General features: G+C 69.2%; 16 protein-coding genes. 9 read left to right on the forward strand and 7 right to left on the reverse strand.

What is annotated here, in order from left to right:
- The first annotated feature begins 11 nt into the window (after positions 1-11).
- The 5 genes from AC3ANK_RS04565 to AC3ANK_RS04585 are packed head-to-tail and all read left to right on the forward strand — an operon-like array spanning position 12 to position 4,329.
- The gene (locus tag AC3ANK_RS04565) at positions 12-1,052 is read left to right on the forward strand and encodes an SPOR domain-containing protein (RefSeq protein ID WP_484172225.1); all 1,041 of its coding nucleotides are present in this window, start codon (positions 12-14) and stop codon (positions 1,050-1,052) included.
- Positions 1,053-1,077: 25 nt separating this feature from the next.
- Positions 1,078-1,656 (forward strand): CvpA family protein, encoded by a 579-nt coding sequence (locus tag AC3ANK_RS04570; RefSeq protein WP_206859774.1) that lies wholly within the window; start codon positions 1,078-1,080, stop codon positions 1,654-1,656.
- A 40-nt stretch (positions 1,657-1,696) separates the two neighbouring features.
- Complete coding sequence (gene purF, locus AC3ANK_RS04575; RefSeq protein WP_484172226.1) at positions 1,697-3,163, forward strand: amidophosphoribosyltransferase; 1,467 nt, start codon at positions 1,697-1,699, stop codon at positions 3,161-3,163.
- 1 nt (position 3,164) lies between these two features.
- Positions 3,165-3,521, forward strand: coding sequence for a ribonuclease E inhibitor RraB (locus AC3ANK_RS04580; protein ID WP_206859772.1), 357 nt, complete (start codon positions 3,165-3,167; stop codon positions 3,519-3,521).
- A gap of 4 nt (positions 3,522-3,525) precedes the next feature.
- Positions 3,526-4,329, forward strand: coding sequence for a ferritin-like domain-containing protein (locus tag AC3ANK_RS04585; protein WP_484172227.1), 804 nt, complete (start codon positions 3,526-3,528; stop codon positions 4,327-4,329).
- Positions 4,330-4,418: 89 nt separating this feature from the next.
- On the opposite strand, the gene lpxH is transcribed toward AC3ANK_RS04585, so the two are convergent.
- Entirely contained in the window at positions 4,419-5,159 is a 741-nt protein-coding gene (lpxH, locus tag AC3ANK_RS04590) for a UDP-2,3-diacylglucosamine diphosphatase (RefSeq protein ID WP_484172228.1), read from the reverse strand.
- A gap of 108 nt (positions 5,160-5,267) precedes the next feature.
- Here lpxH and gltX point away from each other — a divergent pair, with 108 nt between their 5' ends.
- On the forward strand, positions 5,268-6,674 hold the full coding sequence (gene gltX / locus AC3ANK_RS04595; RefSeq protein ID WP_484172229.1) for a glutamate--tRNA ligase: 1,407 nt from the start codon (positions 5,268-5,270) through the stop codon (positions 6,672-6,674).
- A gap of 30 nt (positions 6,675-6,704) precedes the next feature.
- Positions 6,705-7,193: a transcriptional repressor gene (locus AC3ANK_RS04600; protein ID WP_206859768.1), complete on the forward strand. Its 489-nt coding sequence runs from the start codon at positions 6,705-6,707 to the stop codon at positions 7,191-7,193.
- A gap of 23 nt (positions 7,194-7,216) precedes the next feature.
- Here AC3ANK_RS04600 and AC3ANK_RS04605 read toward each other — a convergent pair whose 3' ends face one another.
- From AC3ANK_RS04605 to AC3ANK_RS04620, 4 genes are all read right to left on the reverse strand, one after another.
- Positions 7,217-7,591 carry a cupin domain-containing protein gene (locus tag AC3ANK_RS04605; protein WP_484172840.1) on the reverse strand — a complete coding sequence of 125 codons (375 nt, stop codon included), beginning with the start codon at positions 7,589-7,591 and terminating at the stop codon, positions 7,217-7,219.
- Between the two features lie 2 nt (positions 7,592-7,593).
- A complete protein-coding gene (locus AC3ANK_RS04610; RefSeq protein ID WP_484172230.1) occupies positions 7,594-8,844 on the reverse strand; it encodes an MFS transporter in 1,251 nt (416 codons plus the stop codon).
- Positions 8,841-9,281, reverse strand: coding sequence for a MarR family winged helix-turn-helix transcriptional regulator (locus AC3ANK_RS04615; protein ID WP_484172231.1), 441 nt, complete (start codon positions 9,279-9,281; stop codon positions 8,841-8,843). Before AC3ANK_RS04615 ends, AC3ANK_RS04610 begins: the two co-directional genes overlap by 4 nt.
- A gap of 100 nt (positions 9,282-9,381) precedes the next feature.
- Complete coding sequence (locus AC3ANK_RS04620) at positions 9,382-11,553, reverse strand: TonB-dependent receptor (RefSeq protein WP_484172232.1); 2,172 nt, start codon at positions 11,551-11,553, stop codon at positions 9,382-9,384.
- A gap of 88 nt (positions 11,554-11,641) precedes the next feature.
- On the opposite strand from AC3ANK_RS04620, the gene AC3ANK_RS04625 reads away from it, so the two are divergent.
- Together AC3ANK_RS04625 and AC3ANK_RS04630 are read left to right on the forward strand one after the other, a co-directional pair.
- Entirely contained in the window at positions 11,642-12,052 is a 411-nt protein-coding gene (locus AC3ANK_RS04625) for a MerC domain-containing protein (protein WP_484172233.1), read from the forward strand.
- Positions 12,053-12,258: 206 nt separating this feature from the next.
- The gene (locus AC3ANK_RS04630; protein ID WP_206859763.1) at positions 12,259-12,450 is read left to right on the forward strand and encodes a 30S ribosomal protein THX; all 192 of its coding nucleotides are present in this window, start codon (positions 12,259-12,261) and stop codon (positions 12,448-12,450) included.
- 228 nt (positions 12,451-12,678) lie between these two features.
- Here the strand turns inward: AC3ANK_RS04630 and AC3ANK_RS04635 are convergent, their stop codons facing one another.
- Both AC3ANK_RS04635 and hutI read right to left on the reverse strand, forming a co-directional pair.
- The gene (locus AC3ANK_RS04635) at positions 12,679-13,878 is read right to left on the reverse strand and encodes a dipeptidase (protein WP_206859762.1); all 1,200 of its coding nucleotides are present in this window, start codon (positions 13,876-13,878) and stop codon (positions 12,679-12,681) included.
- A gap of 30 nt (positions 13,879-13,908) precedes the next feature.
- The gene (hutI, locus tag AC3ANK_RS04640; RefSeq protein ID WP_484172234.1) at positions 13,909-15,135 is read right to left on the reverse strand and encodes an imidazolonepropionase; all 1,227 of its coding nucleotides are present in this window, start codon (positions 15,133-15,135) and stop codon (positions 13,909-13,911) included.
- Positions 15,136-15,150: the final 15 nt, after the last annotated feature.

A 15,150-nucleotide genomic window follows, 5' to 3' on the forward strand; every position in this document is an offset into this window, starting at 1 on the left:
AACGAGAACCGATGGAACCTGCCCTGAAACAGCGCGTCATCGGTGCGGTCGTGTTGATCGCACTGGCGGTGATCTTCCTGCCGATGCTGATCAAGGGGCCGGCGCCCGAAAGCGGGGCGTCCAATGTCCCGCTCGAACTGCCCAAGGCGCCCGGCGGCGACTTCGAGACCCGCGAACTGCCGCTGGTGAGCCCCGGCCAGGCGCCGGCCGGCGGTGCCGTCGGCATGAACGCCGATGCCGGTGAAGACGCCGGCGACACGCTCCCGACCGTCGACACCACCGCGACCGCGCCCGCGCCGACCCAGGATGCGATGCCGGCCGCCACCGGCGGCGGCAACTACGCCGTGAGCTTCGGCAGCTACGCCTCGGCGGCCGACGCCGACCGCGTGATCAAGGCGCTGCTGGGCGCGCAGCTGCCCGCCTACCAGGAACCCGTCCCCGGCAACGGTCGCACGCTGCACCGGGTGCGCATCGGGCCGTTCGCCACCCAGGCGCAGGCCGAGGGCGCGCGCCTGCAGTCCGGTCGCGTACGCAGCGATGTCGGCGCGAAGGTCGTCGTGCTGGACGCCGAGGCCGCCGAGCCCGTCGCCAGCGCGTCGCAGCCCGCTCCCGCCCGGACGGCGCCGGTGTCCGCGCCGGTCCCGCTGTCGGAGGCTTCGGCGGCCGCTCCGCGCCCGTCGACGTCGGCCCCCGCGCCGCTGCCGGCGGAACCCGCCAGGCCCGCGGCCAGCAAACCCGTTGAGAAGCCCATCGCGAAGGTCGAAAAGCCCGCCGGGAAGCCGGCTCCCGCGCGCCCGAGCGCGCCGGCCGCGTCCGGTGTGGGCTTTGCCGTCCAGCTGGGCGCCTTCGGCAGCGCCGCGGATGCGGACAAGCTGCGCGATCGCGCGCGTGCGTCGGGGTTCAGCGCGTTCGTCGAGCAGGTCCGCACCGACAAGGGCGTGCTGAACCGCGTTCGCGTCGGGCCGGTGGCCAGCCGCGGCGAAGCCGACCAGCTCAGGGCGCAGGTCGCGGCGAAGCTGGGCGTGAGCGGCATTGTCCGCCCGCACCCCTGACCCCATCTCGGCGGTGAGCTGACGCATGGGCGCGATCGACTGGGTGCTGCTGGCGGTGGTCGCGGTATCGGCGCTGTTCGGGCTGATGCGCGGCTTCGTCGGCGTGCTCGCCTCGCTCATCGCGTGGTTGCTGGCGGGCTGGGCGGCGTTCCATTTCGGCGCCGACGTCGGGCTGATCCTGTCGGGCGACGGCGACATCGGCCCGGGCGAGCTCTTCGGCGGTTACGCGTTGTGCTTCATCGGCGTGCTGGTCGTGGTCGGCCTGGTCGGCTGGCTGGTGCGCAAGCTGGTGCAGTCGGTCGGGCTGTCCGGGCTCGACCGCATGCTCGGCCTGGTGCTGGGCATCGCGCGCGGGGCGTTCGTCGCCTGCGTGCTGGTGCTGCTTGCCGGCCTCACCGCGATGCCGCGCGAGCCGGAATGGCAGCGCTCGCAGGTGGTGCCGGTGTTCGTGCCGGGTGCGCGGTGGATGCGCGCGTGGCTGCCCGAATGGGCCGCCGAACACGTCGACCTGGACGGTCATGCGCCGGCGGATTCCGGCGGACTTCCCCCGGCGGTGACGCCGGAGACCACGCCGGCCCTGCCGGCGCCGGTCAGCGAGGCCTGACGGCCGCGCACCAAACAACTTCACAGCAGGACTCATCACCATGTGCGGCATTCTCGGTATCGTCGGCCACAACGACGTCGCGGCGCAGCTCTACGACGGTCTGACGGTGCTGCAGCATCGCGGCCAGGACGCCGCCGGCATCGCCACGGCGAACGGCAGCAAGCTGCGCGTGCACAAGGGCAACGGGCTGGTCAGCGACGTGTTCGACGAGAACTCGATGTCGCTGCTGGAAGGTCGCGTCGGCATCGCGCACTGCCGCTATCCCACCGCGGGCAGCGAAGGCTCCGACGAGGCGCAGCCGTTCTACGTGAACTCGCCGTTCGGCATCGCGCTGGCGCACAACGGCAACCTGATCAACACCGACACGCTGCGTCGCGAGGTGTTCGAACAGGATCGCCGCAACGTCAACACCGAATCCGATTCGGAAGTGCTGCTCAACGTGTTCGCGCACGAGCTGGACGCGACCAAGGCGCTGAACCCCGACGCCGCGTTCCGCGCGATCGAAGGCGTGCACCGTCGCTGCGTCGGCGGTTTCGCCGTGGTCGCGACGGTGCTGGGCCTGGGGCTGGTGGCGTTCCGCGATCCCAACGGCATCCGCCCGCTGGTGCTGGGCAAGCGCAACAGCGGTGGGCAGGACGAATACGCCGTCGCGTCCGAATCCGTCGCGCTCGACCTGCTCGGCTTCGAGCGCGTGCGCGACGTGCGCCCGGGCGAGGGCATCGTCGTCACGCCGCGCGGCGAGCTGTTCACGCGCCAGTGCGCCGAACCGCGCCAGCACACGCCATGCATCTTCGAATACGTGTACTTCGCGCGCCCGGACTCGATGATGGACGAGGTCTCGGTGCACAAGGCGCGCATGCGCATGGGCCAGAAGCTCGGCGAGAAGATCCTGCGCCTGCGTCCGGACCACGACATCGACACCGTCATTCCGATTCCCGACACCTCGCGCGACGCCGCACTGGAAATCGCCAACGTCATCGGCGTGAAGTACCGCGAGGGCTTCATCAAGAACCGCTACGTCGGTCGCACCTTCATCATGCCGGGGCAGGGCGAGCGCGCGAAGTCGGTGCGTCGCAAGCTCAATCCGATTCCGCTGGAATTCCGCAACCGCGTCGTGCTGCTGGTGGACGACTCCATCGTGCGCGGCACGACGTCGAAGCAGATCGTGCAGATGGCGCGCGATGCCGGCGCTCGCAAGGTGTATCTCGCGTCCGCCGCGCCCGCCGTGCGCTATCCGAACGTGTACGGCATCGACATGCCGTCGGCCGAGGAACTCGTCGCGCACGGCCGCACGGACGAGGAAGTCGAGAAGCTGCTCGGTGTGGACTGGCTGATCTACCAGGACCTGTCGGACCTGGAAGAAGCCGTGTCCGGCCCGAAACAGCGCATCAGCCACTTCGATTCGTCCTGCTTCAACGGCGAATACGTCACCGGCATCGAGCCGGGTTATTTCGAGCGCATCCAGCAGCTGCGTTCGGACGAGGCGAAGAAGACGCGGAGGGCGTGAGGTGCGCGAACTGCAGCGGGCGATGATTCCGGACGACGAAAACGGCGAAGTCCTGCGCCGCATGCTCGACGACGGCGACGACCTCACGCTGGAACGGCCGATCGAGTTCTTCCACGTTTTCGACGACGAATCGCAGGCGGAGGCGTTCGCGGCAGCCGCGGCGGAGAAGCCGTTCGTGTCGGTGGACGAACCCGAGGTCGACGAGGAAGACGTGTGGCAGGTGTGCGTGGTGCGCATCATGGCGCCGTCGCATGCGGCCATCACCGCGATGGAGCGCGAATTCGCCGATCTGGCCGGAACCTTCGGCGGATTCGCCGACGGCTGGGGCTGCTCGCCGGCCGATCCCGCCGCGCACTGACGCCATGACGTCGCTGTTCGACGCCGCGCGCGCCTGCCTCGATGCGGCGTCGCCGGACGCGAAGGTCGCGGCGACGTTCGCAGCCGCCGAAGCGTTCTCGCGCGGAGAACTCACGATTCCCGGCGATGCGCCGGACCCGGAGGCGATCCGCATGCCGGGCCGCCCCGGGCGTCCGCTGCTCGTGCATCCGCGCGATCTTCCCCGGCGCGGCTTCGGCAGCAACGAAGGACGCGCGGCGTTCATCCACGCCATCGCGCACATCGAGTTCAACGCGATCGACCTGGCGTGGGACGCGGCGTACCGCTTTCGCGGCCTGCCGCATGATTTCTATGCCGACTGGGTAAGCGTCGCGAACGACGAGGCGCGGCACTTCACGATGCTGCGTGCGCGGCTGCGCGAGTTCGGCCACGACTACGGCGATTTCGACGCGCACAACGGCCTGTGGGAAATGGCCGAGAAAACCGCGCACGACGGCCTGGCGCGCATGGCGCTGGTGCCGCGCGTGCTGGAAGCGCGCGGCTTGGACGTTACTCCGGGCATGATCGTGAAGCTGCGCGCGATGGGCGACGAAGCGACGGTCGCGATCCTCGAAGTCATCCTGCGCGAGGAAGTGGCGCACGTCGCCGCGGGTTCGCGCTGGTTCCGCTGGTATTGCGAACGCGCGGGCGTGGATCCGGTGCCGCGCTTCCGCGAATTGCTGGCCGAGTACGCGCGCGCGGTGTTGTACGGGCCGTTCAATCATGAAGCGCGCAGTGCGGCGGGCTTCGGGCCTGAGGAACTGGAAGCGTTGGAGAAGCTGGCGGGCTGATGCGGCGGCTGGTTGCCGGGCTGATCCCGGCGAAGACGTCACGTCATCCCGCCCTTTACCGGGACGACGCTGTCAGGGCGACAAACCTGTCACTGCATCGCCAACCCGCATAACTCGAACCCTTTCCGGCTCACCCGCAGCACGGACCCGTGGTCGTACCAGTCGCCGAGCACGATGCGCTCGCACGGGCGACCTTCGATCATCAGCTCATGCACCGCCGGGCGATGCGTGTGGCCGTGGATGATGCGCGACAGTCCATAACGGCCGAACGTGCTTTCCACCGTCGCCGGCGAGACGTCGGTGATGGTTTCCATCGTGCCCTGCTGCTTCAGCCCGCTCTGGTGCGCGCGGCTCGCGGCGCGGGCCTGTTGCGCGAAGGCGACGCGCGCCGCCAGCGGCTGCGCGAGGAACTGCGCCTGCCACTGCGGATTACGGGTCTGCGCGCGGAACTGCTGGTAGGCGAGATCGTCGGTGCACAGCGTGTCGCCGTGCATGATCAGCGTCGGCTCGCCGTAGAGCATCACCACCGACGGGTCCGGCAGGATTCGCATGCCGGCGCGTTGCGCGAAGTCCTCGCCAAGCAGGAAATCACGGTTGCCGCGGATGAAATGCACCGGCACGCCGGAGGCCTGCAGTTCGTGCAGCTCGCGCGCGACGAAGGCGCCGGTTTCGGACGGGTCGTCGTCGCCGACCCACGCCTCGAACAGATCGCCCAGGATGTACAGCGCGTCGGCGCCGTAGGCTTCGGAGCGGAGGAAACGGCCGAACAGTTCGGTGATCTGCGGACGTTCGGCGTCGAGGTGGAGGTCGGAGATGAACAAGGTCGTCATGCCGCGATTCTAGGGCCTGCCGCCGGAGCCCGTCCCGTGACCGCCGGCATCCGGCCCCGGCGGGCCGGCTCCGGTTAAAATCGCCGCTTTCCGCCGCACGAACGCCCCATGACCAGCCGCACCCGCTTCGCCCCCAGTCCCACCGGCTACCTGCACATCGGCGGCGCCCGCACCGCGCTGTACTGCTGGCTGGAAGCGCGTCGCCACGGCGGGCAGTTCGTCCTGCGCATCGAGGACACCGACCGCGAGCGCAGCACGCAGGCGGCGATCGACGCCATCCTCGAGGCGATGGCGTGGCTCGGCCTGGATTACGACGAAGGCCCGATCTACCAGACGCGGCGCCTGGAGCGTTACCGCGAGGTCGCCGAGCAGATGGTCGCGGCCGGCACCGCGTACTACGCATACGAAACCAAGGAAGAACTGGAGGCCATGCGCGAGAAGGCGATGGCCGCCGGCGACAAGCCGCGCTACAACGGCGCGTATCGCGATCGCAACGAAGGCTTCCGCGACGATCCCAACCGCGTCATCCGCTTCAAGAACCCGCAGGACGGCACCGTCGTGTGGGAAGACAAGGTGAAGGGCCGCATCGAGATCGCCAACAGCGAACTCGACGACCTGGTGATCTTCCGTTCCGACGGCTATCCGACCTACAACTTCGCTGTGGTCGTCGACGACATCGACATGCGCATCACCGACGTGGTGCGCGGCGACGACCACGTCAACAACACGCCGCGACAGATCAACATCTATCGCGCGCTCGGCGCCACGGAGCCGCATTTCGCGCACCTGCCGATGATCCTGGACGAGCAGGGCGCCAAGCTGTCCAAGCGCACCGGCGCGGCCGACGTCATGCAGTACCGCGAGATGGGCTACCTGCCGCACGCGCTGCTCAACTACCTCGTGCGCCTGGGCTGGTCGCATGGCGACCAGGAGATCTTCTCCATCGCGGAGATGACCTCGCTGTTCGACCTGAAGGACGTGAACGCCAAGGCCTCGCGCCTGGATCCGGCCAAGCTCGGGTGGCTCAACCAGCAATACCTGAAGAACGACGCGCCGGCCGACGTCGCCACGCATCTGGAATGGCACCTGCGCGCCGCCGGTTACGACCTGGCGAAGGGCCCCGCAGCCGGCGACCTCGTCGTCGCGCTGCGCGACCGCGTGCAGACGCTGAAGGAGATGGCCGAGCGCTCGGCCGTGTGGTTCCAGCCGCTCACGCAGTACGACGATGCAGCCGTCGCCAAGCACCTGACCGCTGCCGCGCGCGCGCCGCTGGCCGACGCGCGCGAGCGTCTGGCCGCGCTGGGCACGTGGAGCGCCGATGCCGTCTCCGGCGCGCTGCATGCGACCGCCGAGGCGCTGGGCATCGGCATGGGCAAGGTCGCCCAGCCGATGCGCGTGGCGATCACCGGCACGCAGGTCTCGCCGGACATCTCGCACACCGTCTACCTGGCAGGGCAGGACGAAGCCCTGGCGCGCATCGACGCGGCCCTTGCAAAAGTGCCGGCAGGGGCCTAAATCCTCGGTATCCCGAGCGGGAACGCGCCCATGAGCCACCATCACGCCTGCACCGACCCGACCCACCACGTCCACGACGGCGACGCCTTCGTGCACGAGGTCGAGCGCGCGTGCGAGGCCCGCGGCCTGCGCCTGACCCCGATCCGCGCGCACGCGTTGCGCCTGATCGCCGATGCCGGCCGCCCGGTGAAGGCCTACGAGCTGCTCGACCAGATGAAGGCCACGCACGACGCCGCGGCGCCGCCGACGGTGTATCGCGCGCTGGATTTCCTGCTCGAACACGGCTTCATCCACAAGCTCGCCTCGATCAACGCCTTCGTCGGTTGCCACCACCCGGGCGCGGCGCAGCATGCGGTGCCGTTCCTGATCTGCGACCGCTGCCAGTCGGCGACGGAGCTGGAGGACGAGCGCATCGTGGAAACGCTGGACCGTCGCGCGCGCGAACTGGGCTTCACGCCGCAGGCGCAGACGCTGGAAGTGCATGGCGTGTGCGCGGCGTGCGCGCGCGCCGAGGCCTGAGTCGCCGGGAGCGCAAAGCGCCCCTAGATCACCCGACGCTGCGCCGCCGTGGCTGCATCGCCCGTGTTCGGCGTGCCGGTCGGTTCGATCAGCATCAGGTGCGCTTCCTCGATGGCGACCGGACGATGCTCGACGCCACGCGGCACGACGAACAGCTCGCCCGGGCCGAGCTCGACGTGGCGGTCGCGCAGTTCGATGCGCACGCGGCCGTGCAGCACCAGGAAGAGATCGTCGGTGTCCGCGTGCGAGTGCCACACGAACTCGCCCTTCACCTTCACCACCATGATGTCGTGGCCGTTGAAGGTCGCGACGGTGCGCGGCTGCCAGTGTTCGTCGAACGTGGCGAGCTTCGCCTGCAGGTCGATCGCGCCTTCATCGCGTCTGTCTTCGTCATGCATGCTCACGTGGCCTCCGGTTGCGGCGCGGGGGCGCGCATCGTCATCGGCGCGGCCTCGCGGATGGGCAGGTTCGCGGCGGCGGCGATCAGCGCCAGTGCCATGTCGGCGTACCACATCCAGCTGTAATCGCCGAAGCGCTCCAGCACCAGTCCGCCGACCCACGCGCCGAAGAAGCCGCCGAGCTGGTGCGACAACAACGTCAACCCGAACAGCGTGCCGAGATAACGCGCGCCGAACAGCTTGCCGACCAGGCCCGCCGTCGGCGGGACCGTCGCCAGCCAGGTCAGGCCCAGGCCGGCGGAGAACAGGAAGAACGTCAGTGGCGTCGGCGGCGAGACGAGGTAGATCGCGATCAGCAACGCGCGACTGGCGTACATCGCGGCGAGCAGGGTCTTCATGCGGAAGCGCTGGCCGAGCCAGCCCGCCGCGAGGCTGCCGCCGACGTTGAACAGCCCGATCAGCGCGAGCGACACGGCCGAGACGCTCGCCGGCAGGCCGCACAACGCGATCTCGCCCGGCAGGTGCGTTACTAGGAACGCGATGTGCACGCCGCAGGTGAAGAAGCCCAGGTGCAGCATCCAGTAACTGCGATCGCGCGCGGCGATGCGCAGCTGTTCGCGCAACGAAATGCCGGGCGCCGCCGCGCGCGCGACGTGCACCGCATCGCCCGCGCGGCGACGCAGCGGCCATGCGAGCGGCAAGGTCGCCAGCGCCGAGACGGCGAGCGTCCACATCGCCGCGGCCCATCCGGCGGCGCTGATCACCGCCTGCACCAGCGGCGCGAACAGGAACTGGCCGAACGATCCGCCGGCGTTGATCACGCCCGCCGCCATCGAGCGTTTTTCCGCCGGCATGTGCTGGGCGGTGGCGCCGATCAGGATGGAAAAACTGCCCGCGCCCGCGCCGGCCGCGCTGAGCACGCCCAGGGTGAGCAGCAGTCCCCATTCCGATGCGAGCGCGGGCGCCAGCACCATGCCCGCGGCCAGCAGCACGCCGCCGGCGGCGAGCACGCGACCGGGGCCGCGCTGGTCGGCGATCGCGCCGAACACCGGCTGCACCGCGCCCCAGACGAACTGTCCGATCGCCAGCGCGAAACTGATCTGCGCGACGGTCAGGCCCGTGCTGCGGCCGATCGGCGCAACGAACAGGCCCATCGATTGCCGCACGCCCATGGTGATCATCAGCATCGCCGTGGCGGCGAGCACCAGCGGCCAGTAACGCATGGCGTGCGGCGCGGCGTGGGACGTGTTCATTCGGCTTCCATCCGCGCCATCGCGCGATCGAGGTGGGAGTGCAGCGCCGCGACGGCGGTGGCGCCGAGACGCGCGTCGATTTCGTCCTGCGCCCTGCGCCACAGCGGCTGGGCGCGTTCCAGCAGACGTTTTCCGGCCGGTTTGACGCGCACCAGCTTCGCGCGCGCGTCCTCGCCGCTGCTGGCCAGATCGATCCAGCCGGCGGCGATCAGCGGCTTGAGATCGCGGCTGAGCGTGGTGCGGTCCATGCCGATCTCGCGCGCCAGTGCGCCGACCGTCTGCGGCGTGCGCGCGGCGCGGCGCAGGATCGAATACTGGTTGAGATTGATGCCGGCCACGGCGAGCTCGCGGTCGTAGCGCTGCGTCACCAGGCGCGAGAGTTTGCGCAGGCGGAAGCAGGTGCACAGGCTGGGGGGCGGGGGGGAAGCTTCTGGCATAAGCGTGTATATACACCTATTCCGGCAAAAGAAAAGCGCCGCGGGTGAGGCGGCGCTGTTCAGGCTCGATCGCGAGGCGGTGGTACGCCCGCTCACGTCATCAGAAGAACGCCCGGACCCCGAAGCCAACGCCGCGGCCCGGCAGCGGCGCCACGTCCTTGAGGAAGGAGGTGTGCACGCGCGCTTCCTCGTCGAGCAGGTTGCTGCCGTCGAGGAACACTTCCCACGCATTGCCCGCCGGCGTGTCCCTGTGCCATGCGATGTGCGCGTCGACCAGCGTATAGCCCGGGGTTTCCGTCTCGTAAGCGGCGACATCGTCCTGGCGTGCGTAACGCACGGCACCGAGCGAGGCGCGCCAGTCGCCGAGTTCCCACCGCACCTCGCCGCCCACGCGATGCGGCGCGATGCGCGGCAGGTTCCCGCCGCGCGCGAGCTGCGCCGTGTAATCGTGCGTGTGGTCGCCATGCGGCACGGCGAACGCGACCTCGCGCGTGCCGCTGCCGGTGAGCTCGCCGCGCACCATGTCGCCGAACACGCGCAGGTTCCAGCTGCCGCTCGCGTTGTCGGCGAAGTTCCAGTCCACTTCCGCTTCGGCGCCGTTGAACCGCGCATCGTCCTGCGTCCACAGGCGCACCGGGCTGCCGTCCTCCACCACGCCGGTGTCGGCGAGATAGATGAAGTCGTCGTACTTCACGTGATAGATCGACGCGCTTGCCTTGAACGGGCCGCCATGCCAGTGCAGGCCGATCTCCGCGCGGTTGGCGGTTTCCTCGTCCATCGTCGGCGTGCCGAGTTCGATGCTGCTGGTCGCCACGTGCAGGCCGTTGGAATACAGCTCCTCCGCGGTCGGCGCTCGCTGCGCGCGATCCAGGCCGAAGGAGAGGTGGAAGGCCTCGTTGATGTCCCACTTGAACGCCGCCGACAGGCTCGTCGTGTGGAAATCGCGATCCGGACCGATCGCCTCCGCTTCGTTCACGTCGATCTTGTTGCGATCCACGCGTGCGCCCAGTTCGGTCTTCACCGGGCCGAAGCTGCGTTCGCCGAGCCAGAACACGCCCGCATCGTTGCCCTTGGACGGCGGCACGAAGGCTTCCTCGCCGATCGCCTCGAAGTCGCGCTGGGCCCATTGCGCGCCGATCGCGCCATCCCAGCCGAACAGCGGCTTGTGCACGAGTTCCACGCGCGCCTCGGTGCTGGTGTTGTCGAAGACGGTGCCGGTTTCCTCGCCTTCGTATTCGGTGTGCGTGTATTCGGTGCGCGCGACCTTTGCGCGCAGGGACTTGAACGCGCCCAGGTCGTCCAGCCCGCCACGCACTTCGTAGCGATGCTGGGTCATGCCGATGGTGACCGGGCCTTCCTCTTCGTGCGCTTCTTCCTCTTCGCCTTCGTGCTCGTGATCTTCCTCGTGCTCGTGTTCGTGCGCGCCGGCCGGCACGCCGTAGCGGGTGTCGAACAGGCTCGCGCCGACGCCGATGAAGCCGCGTTCGCCGATCCAGCTCACGCCCAGCGCGCCGGCGTCGGTGCGCACGAAGCTGTTGGGCAGCGTGCCCTTTTCCGACGGATCGGGCGTTTCGCCTTCTTCTTCCATCAGGCGGCGGCTTTCGGGATAGCCGGGGATGTCGTAGTCGCCGGTCTCGCGATGCAGGCCGTCGATGTGGAACACGACGTTGCCCGAGGCCGACGTGCCGTCCATGCGGAACATGCCGGTGCGTTCGTCGTTGACGGTGTTGCCGCGCAGTTCGGCGCGGCCCTGCAGCGGTTCGTCGGTGACGGCTTCGGGAATGCGGCCGTCGACCACGTTCACCGCGCCGCCGATCGCGCCGCTGCCGTAGAGCAGGGTGGCGGGGCCCTTGAGCACTTCGATCTGGTCGGCGAGGAAGGGCTCGATGCTGACCGCGTGGTCGACGCTGACCGTGGACACGTCGCCGGAACCCAGGCCGTCGCTCAGCACCTGCACGCGGGCACCGTCGAAGCCGCGCACGATCGGACGGCCGACGCCGGGGCCGAAGTAGGACGACTGCACGCCGGGGAGTTTTCCGACGGTCTCGCCGAGGGAATTCGCCTTGACCTCATCGAGCCTGGCGCCGGCCAGTACCTCGACGGGGCGGACCAGATCCTCGGCCGTGCCGACCAGCGGGGTGGCTTTGACTTCGACGCCGGCCAGATCCTTGGGCTGGTGGGCATGGTCCTGGTCGTCGGCCTGGGCGCCCAGGGGGAGGGCGGCGGCGAGGGCGAGGGCGAGCGGGAGGCGATTCAGCAGGCGCTTTGACATCGGTCGGGTTAAAGTAGGTGGCTCGAGTTGCGCAATGTTATATTATAACGAAGTCGGATCCACCCCCTCCCAGAAGTCACGTTCGCGCATGTCTTCCAACCGCCCCCGCAGCCTGCTCGACCGGATCGGCGCCACCGGCTCGCTGCTGTGCGCGATCCACTGCGCGCTGTTGCCGCTGGTGATCGCCGTGCTGCCGTCGCTGGGCGTCGCGGCGTGGCTGGGCGACGGCTTCGAGGAGGGTTTCGTGCTGTTCGCCACGGGGCTGGGCCTGTTCAGCATGATCGGCGGCTATCGCCGGCATCGCGCCGTGCAGGCCCTCTCGCTGATGGTTCCGGGCCTGGCGGTGCTGTGGTTCGGCGTGCTGTACACGCCGCTGCACCACAGCGTGATTCCGCATGCGATCGCGATGACCTTCGGCGGCACCCTCGTCGGGCTGGCCCATCTGGCGAACCTGCGGCTCAACCATGGGCACGTGCACGACGCCAGTTGCGCGCACTAGCGCGTCGATCGGACGCCGCGCGTCCGATCGATCCCGAAACGTGCCGCGCGAGTTTCCGGGCCCGCCGGGCGCCCCCTCGCCAGGGAGGCTCGTCTCCAGACGACGAGAGGGTGCGGCGCCCGTGCTAGACTTCGCGACCTCGCGCGAACGCGATTCTCGTAACCCCCGCACTCCGGTGCGGATCCGGACAGTTTCAGGAGCACAACATGGGCAAGGGCGACCGCAAGACCGCCAAGGGCAAGCGCTACAACTCCAGCTACGGCAACGCCCGCGGCAAGGCCACGACCAAGGCCGCCGGCACCGCCGCCGCGCCGGTCGCGAAGAAGGCGACCAAGACCGTGGCCAAGGCCCCGGCCGCCAAGAAGGTCGCGGTGAAGAAGGCCGCCACCAAGGAGTAAGCGCCCCGGCGCTCCTCCGAATGCAGAAAGCCCCGCTCCGGCGGGGCTTTTGTTTTGGCTTGTTGCTCCCTCCCCTGCGAATGCAGGGGAGGGCTGGGGAGGGATGAAGTGTCCGCGCCGAGCGCTCCGCCGCAGGATGGGTTCTGCTGACCTTGGGCACGCGTCAGTGGCTTACGAAAGCGGGTCGCCCGGATATTGCGCCTTACTGAAAGGAGATGGACTCGAACCTCAGCCCTTCGCCGCCTTCTCCACCTCGCCCCACACCCGCAACAGATTGCCGCCCAGGATCTTGCGGATGTCCGCATCCGAATACCCGCGCTTTTGCAGGCCTTCCACCAGGTTCGGGTAGTCGGCGACCGAGCGCAGCTCCACCGGCAGGTTGCCGCTGACGCCATCGAAATCCGAACCGATGCCGACGTGGTCCGCGCCAAGCAGCTTCACCGCGTGGTCGATCTGGTCCAGCACCGCATCGATGTGCACGACCGGCACCGGGTGCTCATCCTTCCACTGCTTCTCGAACGCATCCTTCGACTTCACCGGCTTGCCGGCCGCGGCGAGCTTCTCGTTTTCCTCGTCGAACGCCGCGGACGCCGCGAAATACGCCTGCATGTCGGCCGCCGCCTTCGCGCTCACGAAGCCGGTGCCGAACACCAGCTGCACCACGCCGCCTTCCTTCGCCACCGCCAGCGCGAGTTCGTCGCTGATGTTGCGCTCGAAGCCCGGGGTGAAGTGGCGCATGCCGGAATGGCTGGCGATCACCGGCACGTCGGTTACGCGCAGCACGTCGCGGATGGCGTCGTCGGAAATATGCGAGACGTCGACCATGATGCCCAGACGGTTCATCTCGGCGACGACCTGCTCGCCGAACGGACTCAGCCCGCCCCACTTCTTCTTCATCGCATAGGACGAATCGGCGATGCGGTTGTTCTCGCTGTGGGCGAGGGTGACGTAACGCACGCCGCGCGCGTGGAAGTCCGCGAGCCTGGACAGGTCGTCGCCGATCGGCGCGCCGTTCTCCATGCCCGGCGTCAGCAGCACGCGACCGCCCTTGCGCAGCTTCTCGACATCGCCCGGCGAGCGCAGGATCGCGAACTTGTCCGGATGCCGCGCGACCATCGCCTCGACGGCGTCGAGCTGCGTGTTCGCGGTCTGCCATGCCGTGCCGGCGGCGTCCTCCTCGGGCGAGGTGTAGATCGACATGAAGGCCACGTCGAGTCCGCCTTCACGCGCGCGCGGGTAGTCGAACTCCTTCTTCGGCGCGGCCACGCCGAGGTCGTCCCAGTGCGAGAGCAGCTCGCCCGGCGCGTCGATGTGCGTGTCGACGATGATCGCGTCCTGCGCGAGTCGGCGCGCCGCATCGTTCGCGGCGGATGCGGAGGTGACGGCCATCGACAGCGACAGGCCCAGAACGGCGTAACGCAAGCGCATGCTTTCTCCCCTTGGCAGGTGTTCGTTCGATCAGATGACGCGATGGCCGCCGGCGTGCACCGCCTGGGCGAGGCGACCGCCGAGCCAGTAGCACAGTTCGGCCGGATGCTGGATGTTCCACAACACGAAGTCGGCGCGCGCGCCCACGCGCAGCACGCCGCGATCGTGCAGACCCAATGCGCGCGCGGCGTTGATCGTCGCGCCGCGCAGCGCTTCTTCCGGCGTGAGGCGGAAATGCGTGCACGCCAGCTGCATCGCATGGCGCAGCGATTGCAGCGGCGAGGTGCCGGGGTTGCAGTCGGTGGCGACCGCCATCGGCACGCCGTGCGTGCGGAACGCCTCCAGCGGCGGCAGCGTTGTTTCGCGCAGCACATGGAACGCGCCCGGCAACAGCACCGCGACGGTGCCGCGACGCGCCATCTCGCGCACGCTGTCCTCGCTGGTGTGTTCGACGTGATCGGCCGAAAGGCCGTCGAATGCCGCCGCCAGCGCGCCGCCGCCCAGGTCGCTGAGCTGGTCGGCGTGCAGCTTCACCGGCAATCCGAGCGCGCGCGCGGCTTCGAACATCCGCCGCGTCTGCTCCGGAGTGAAACCGATGCCTTCGCAGAACGCGTCCACCGCATCGACCAGGCCTTCGGCGTGCAGGCGCGGCAGCCATTCGATCGCCGCGGCGATGTAGTCGTCGGCGCGACCGGCGTACTCCGGCGGCAGCGCATGGGCGGCGAGGTACGTGGCGCGCACGCCGATGCCGAGCTGCTCCAGCCGGCGCGCCACGCGCAGCATCTTGCGTTCGTTGTCGAAGTCCAGGCCGTAGCCGGACTTGATCTCCAGCGTCGTCGCGCCATCGGCGATGAGCGCGTGCGCGCGCGGCAGCGACTGGCGCAGCAGTTCGCCTTCGTCGGCCATGCGCGTGGCGCGCACGGTCGACAGGATGCCGCCGCCGGAACGCGCGATCTCCTCGTAGCTGGCGCCGAGCAGGCGCAGCTCGAACTCGCGCGCGCGGTCGCCGGCGAAGACCAGGTGCGTGTGGCAGTCGACCAGGCCGGGCGTGATCCAGCCCTTGGTCTCGATCACTTCGCGTGCCAGCCGTTGCGGCGCGTCGGGCAGGCCCGAACGCGGGCCGACGTAGGCGAGCACGCCGTCCTTCCACGCCAGCGCGCCCTCCAGGATGTCGGCATAGCCGTCCGGCGCATCGAGGGTGGCGAGGGAGGCGCCGAGGATCAGTCCATCCCAGGCCGGATGCGCGTTGGAGGTCATGGGGTCCGATTCTAG

This window comes from Lysobacter sp. SCRH-1R (assembly GCF_057747855.1).

Excerpts from the sequence above, each read along its gene's own strand:
- AC3ANK_RS04635 (WP_206859762.1), bottom strand. The coding sequence starts at position 13,878 with ATGCGCTTGCGTTACGCCGTTCTGGGCCTGTCGCTGTCGATGGCCGTC.
- AC3ANK_RS04620 (WP_484172232.1), bottom strand. The coding sequence starts at position 11,553 with ATGTCAAAGCGCCTGCTGAATCGCCTCCCGCTCGCCCTCGCCCTCGCC.
- AC3ANK_RS04630 (WP_206859763.1), top strand. The coding sequence starts at position 12,259 with ATGGGCAAGGGCGACCGCAAGACCGCCAAGGGCAAGCGCTACAACTCC.
- AC3ANK_RS04605 (WP_484172840.1), bottom strand. The coding sequence starts at position 7,591 with ATGCATGACGAAGACAGACGCGATGAAGGCGCGATCGACCTGCAGGCG.
- purF (WP_484172226.1), top strand. The coding sequence starts at position 1,697 with ATGTGCGGCATTCTCGGTATCGTCGGCCACAACGACGTCGCGGCGCAG.
- lpxH (WP_484172228.1), bottom strand. The coding sequence starts at position 5,159 with ATGACGACCTTGTTCATCTCCGACCTCCACCTCGACGCCGAACGTCCG.
- hutI (WP_484172234.1), bottom strand. The coding sequence starts at position 15,135 with ATGACCTCCAACGCGCATCCGGCCTGGGATGGACTGATCCTCGGCGCC.
- AC3ANK_RS04615 (WP_484172231.1), bottom strand. The coding sequence starts at position 9,281 with ATGCCAGAAGCTTCCCCCCCGCCCCCCAGCCTGTGCACCTGCTTCCGC.
- AC3ANK_RS04600 (WP_206859768.1), top strand. The coding sequence starts at position 6,705 with ATGAGCCACCATCACGCCTGCACCGACCCGACCCACCACGTCCACGAC.
- AC3ANK_RS04570 (WP_206859774.1), top strand. The coding sequence starts at position 1,078 with ATGGGCGCGATCGACTGGGTGCTGCTGGCGGTGGTCGCGGTATCGGCG.
- gltX (WP_484172229.1), top strand. The coding sequence starts at position 5,268 with ATGACCAGCCGCACCCGCTTCGCCCCCAGTCCCACCGGCTACCTGCAC.
- AC3ANK_RS04585 (WP_484172227.1), top strand. The coding sequence starts at position 3,526 with ATGACGTCGCTGTTCGACGCCGCGCGCGCCTGCCTCGATGCGGCGTCG.
- AC3ANK_RS04610 (WP_484172230.1), bottom strand. The coding sequence starts at position 8,844 with ATGAACACGTCCCACGCCGCGCCGCACGCCATGCGTTACTGGCCGCTG.
- AC3ANK_RS04565 (WP_484172225.1), top strand. The coding sequence starts at position 12 with ATGGAACCTGCCCTGAAACAGCGCGTCATCGGTGCGGTCGTGTTGATC.
- AC3ANK_RS04625 (WP_484172233.1), top strand. The coding sequence starts at position 11,642 with ATGTCTTCCAACCGCCCCCGCAGCCTGCTCGACCGGATCGGCGCCACC.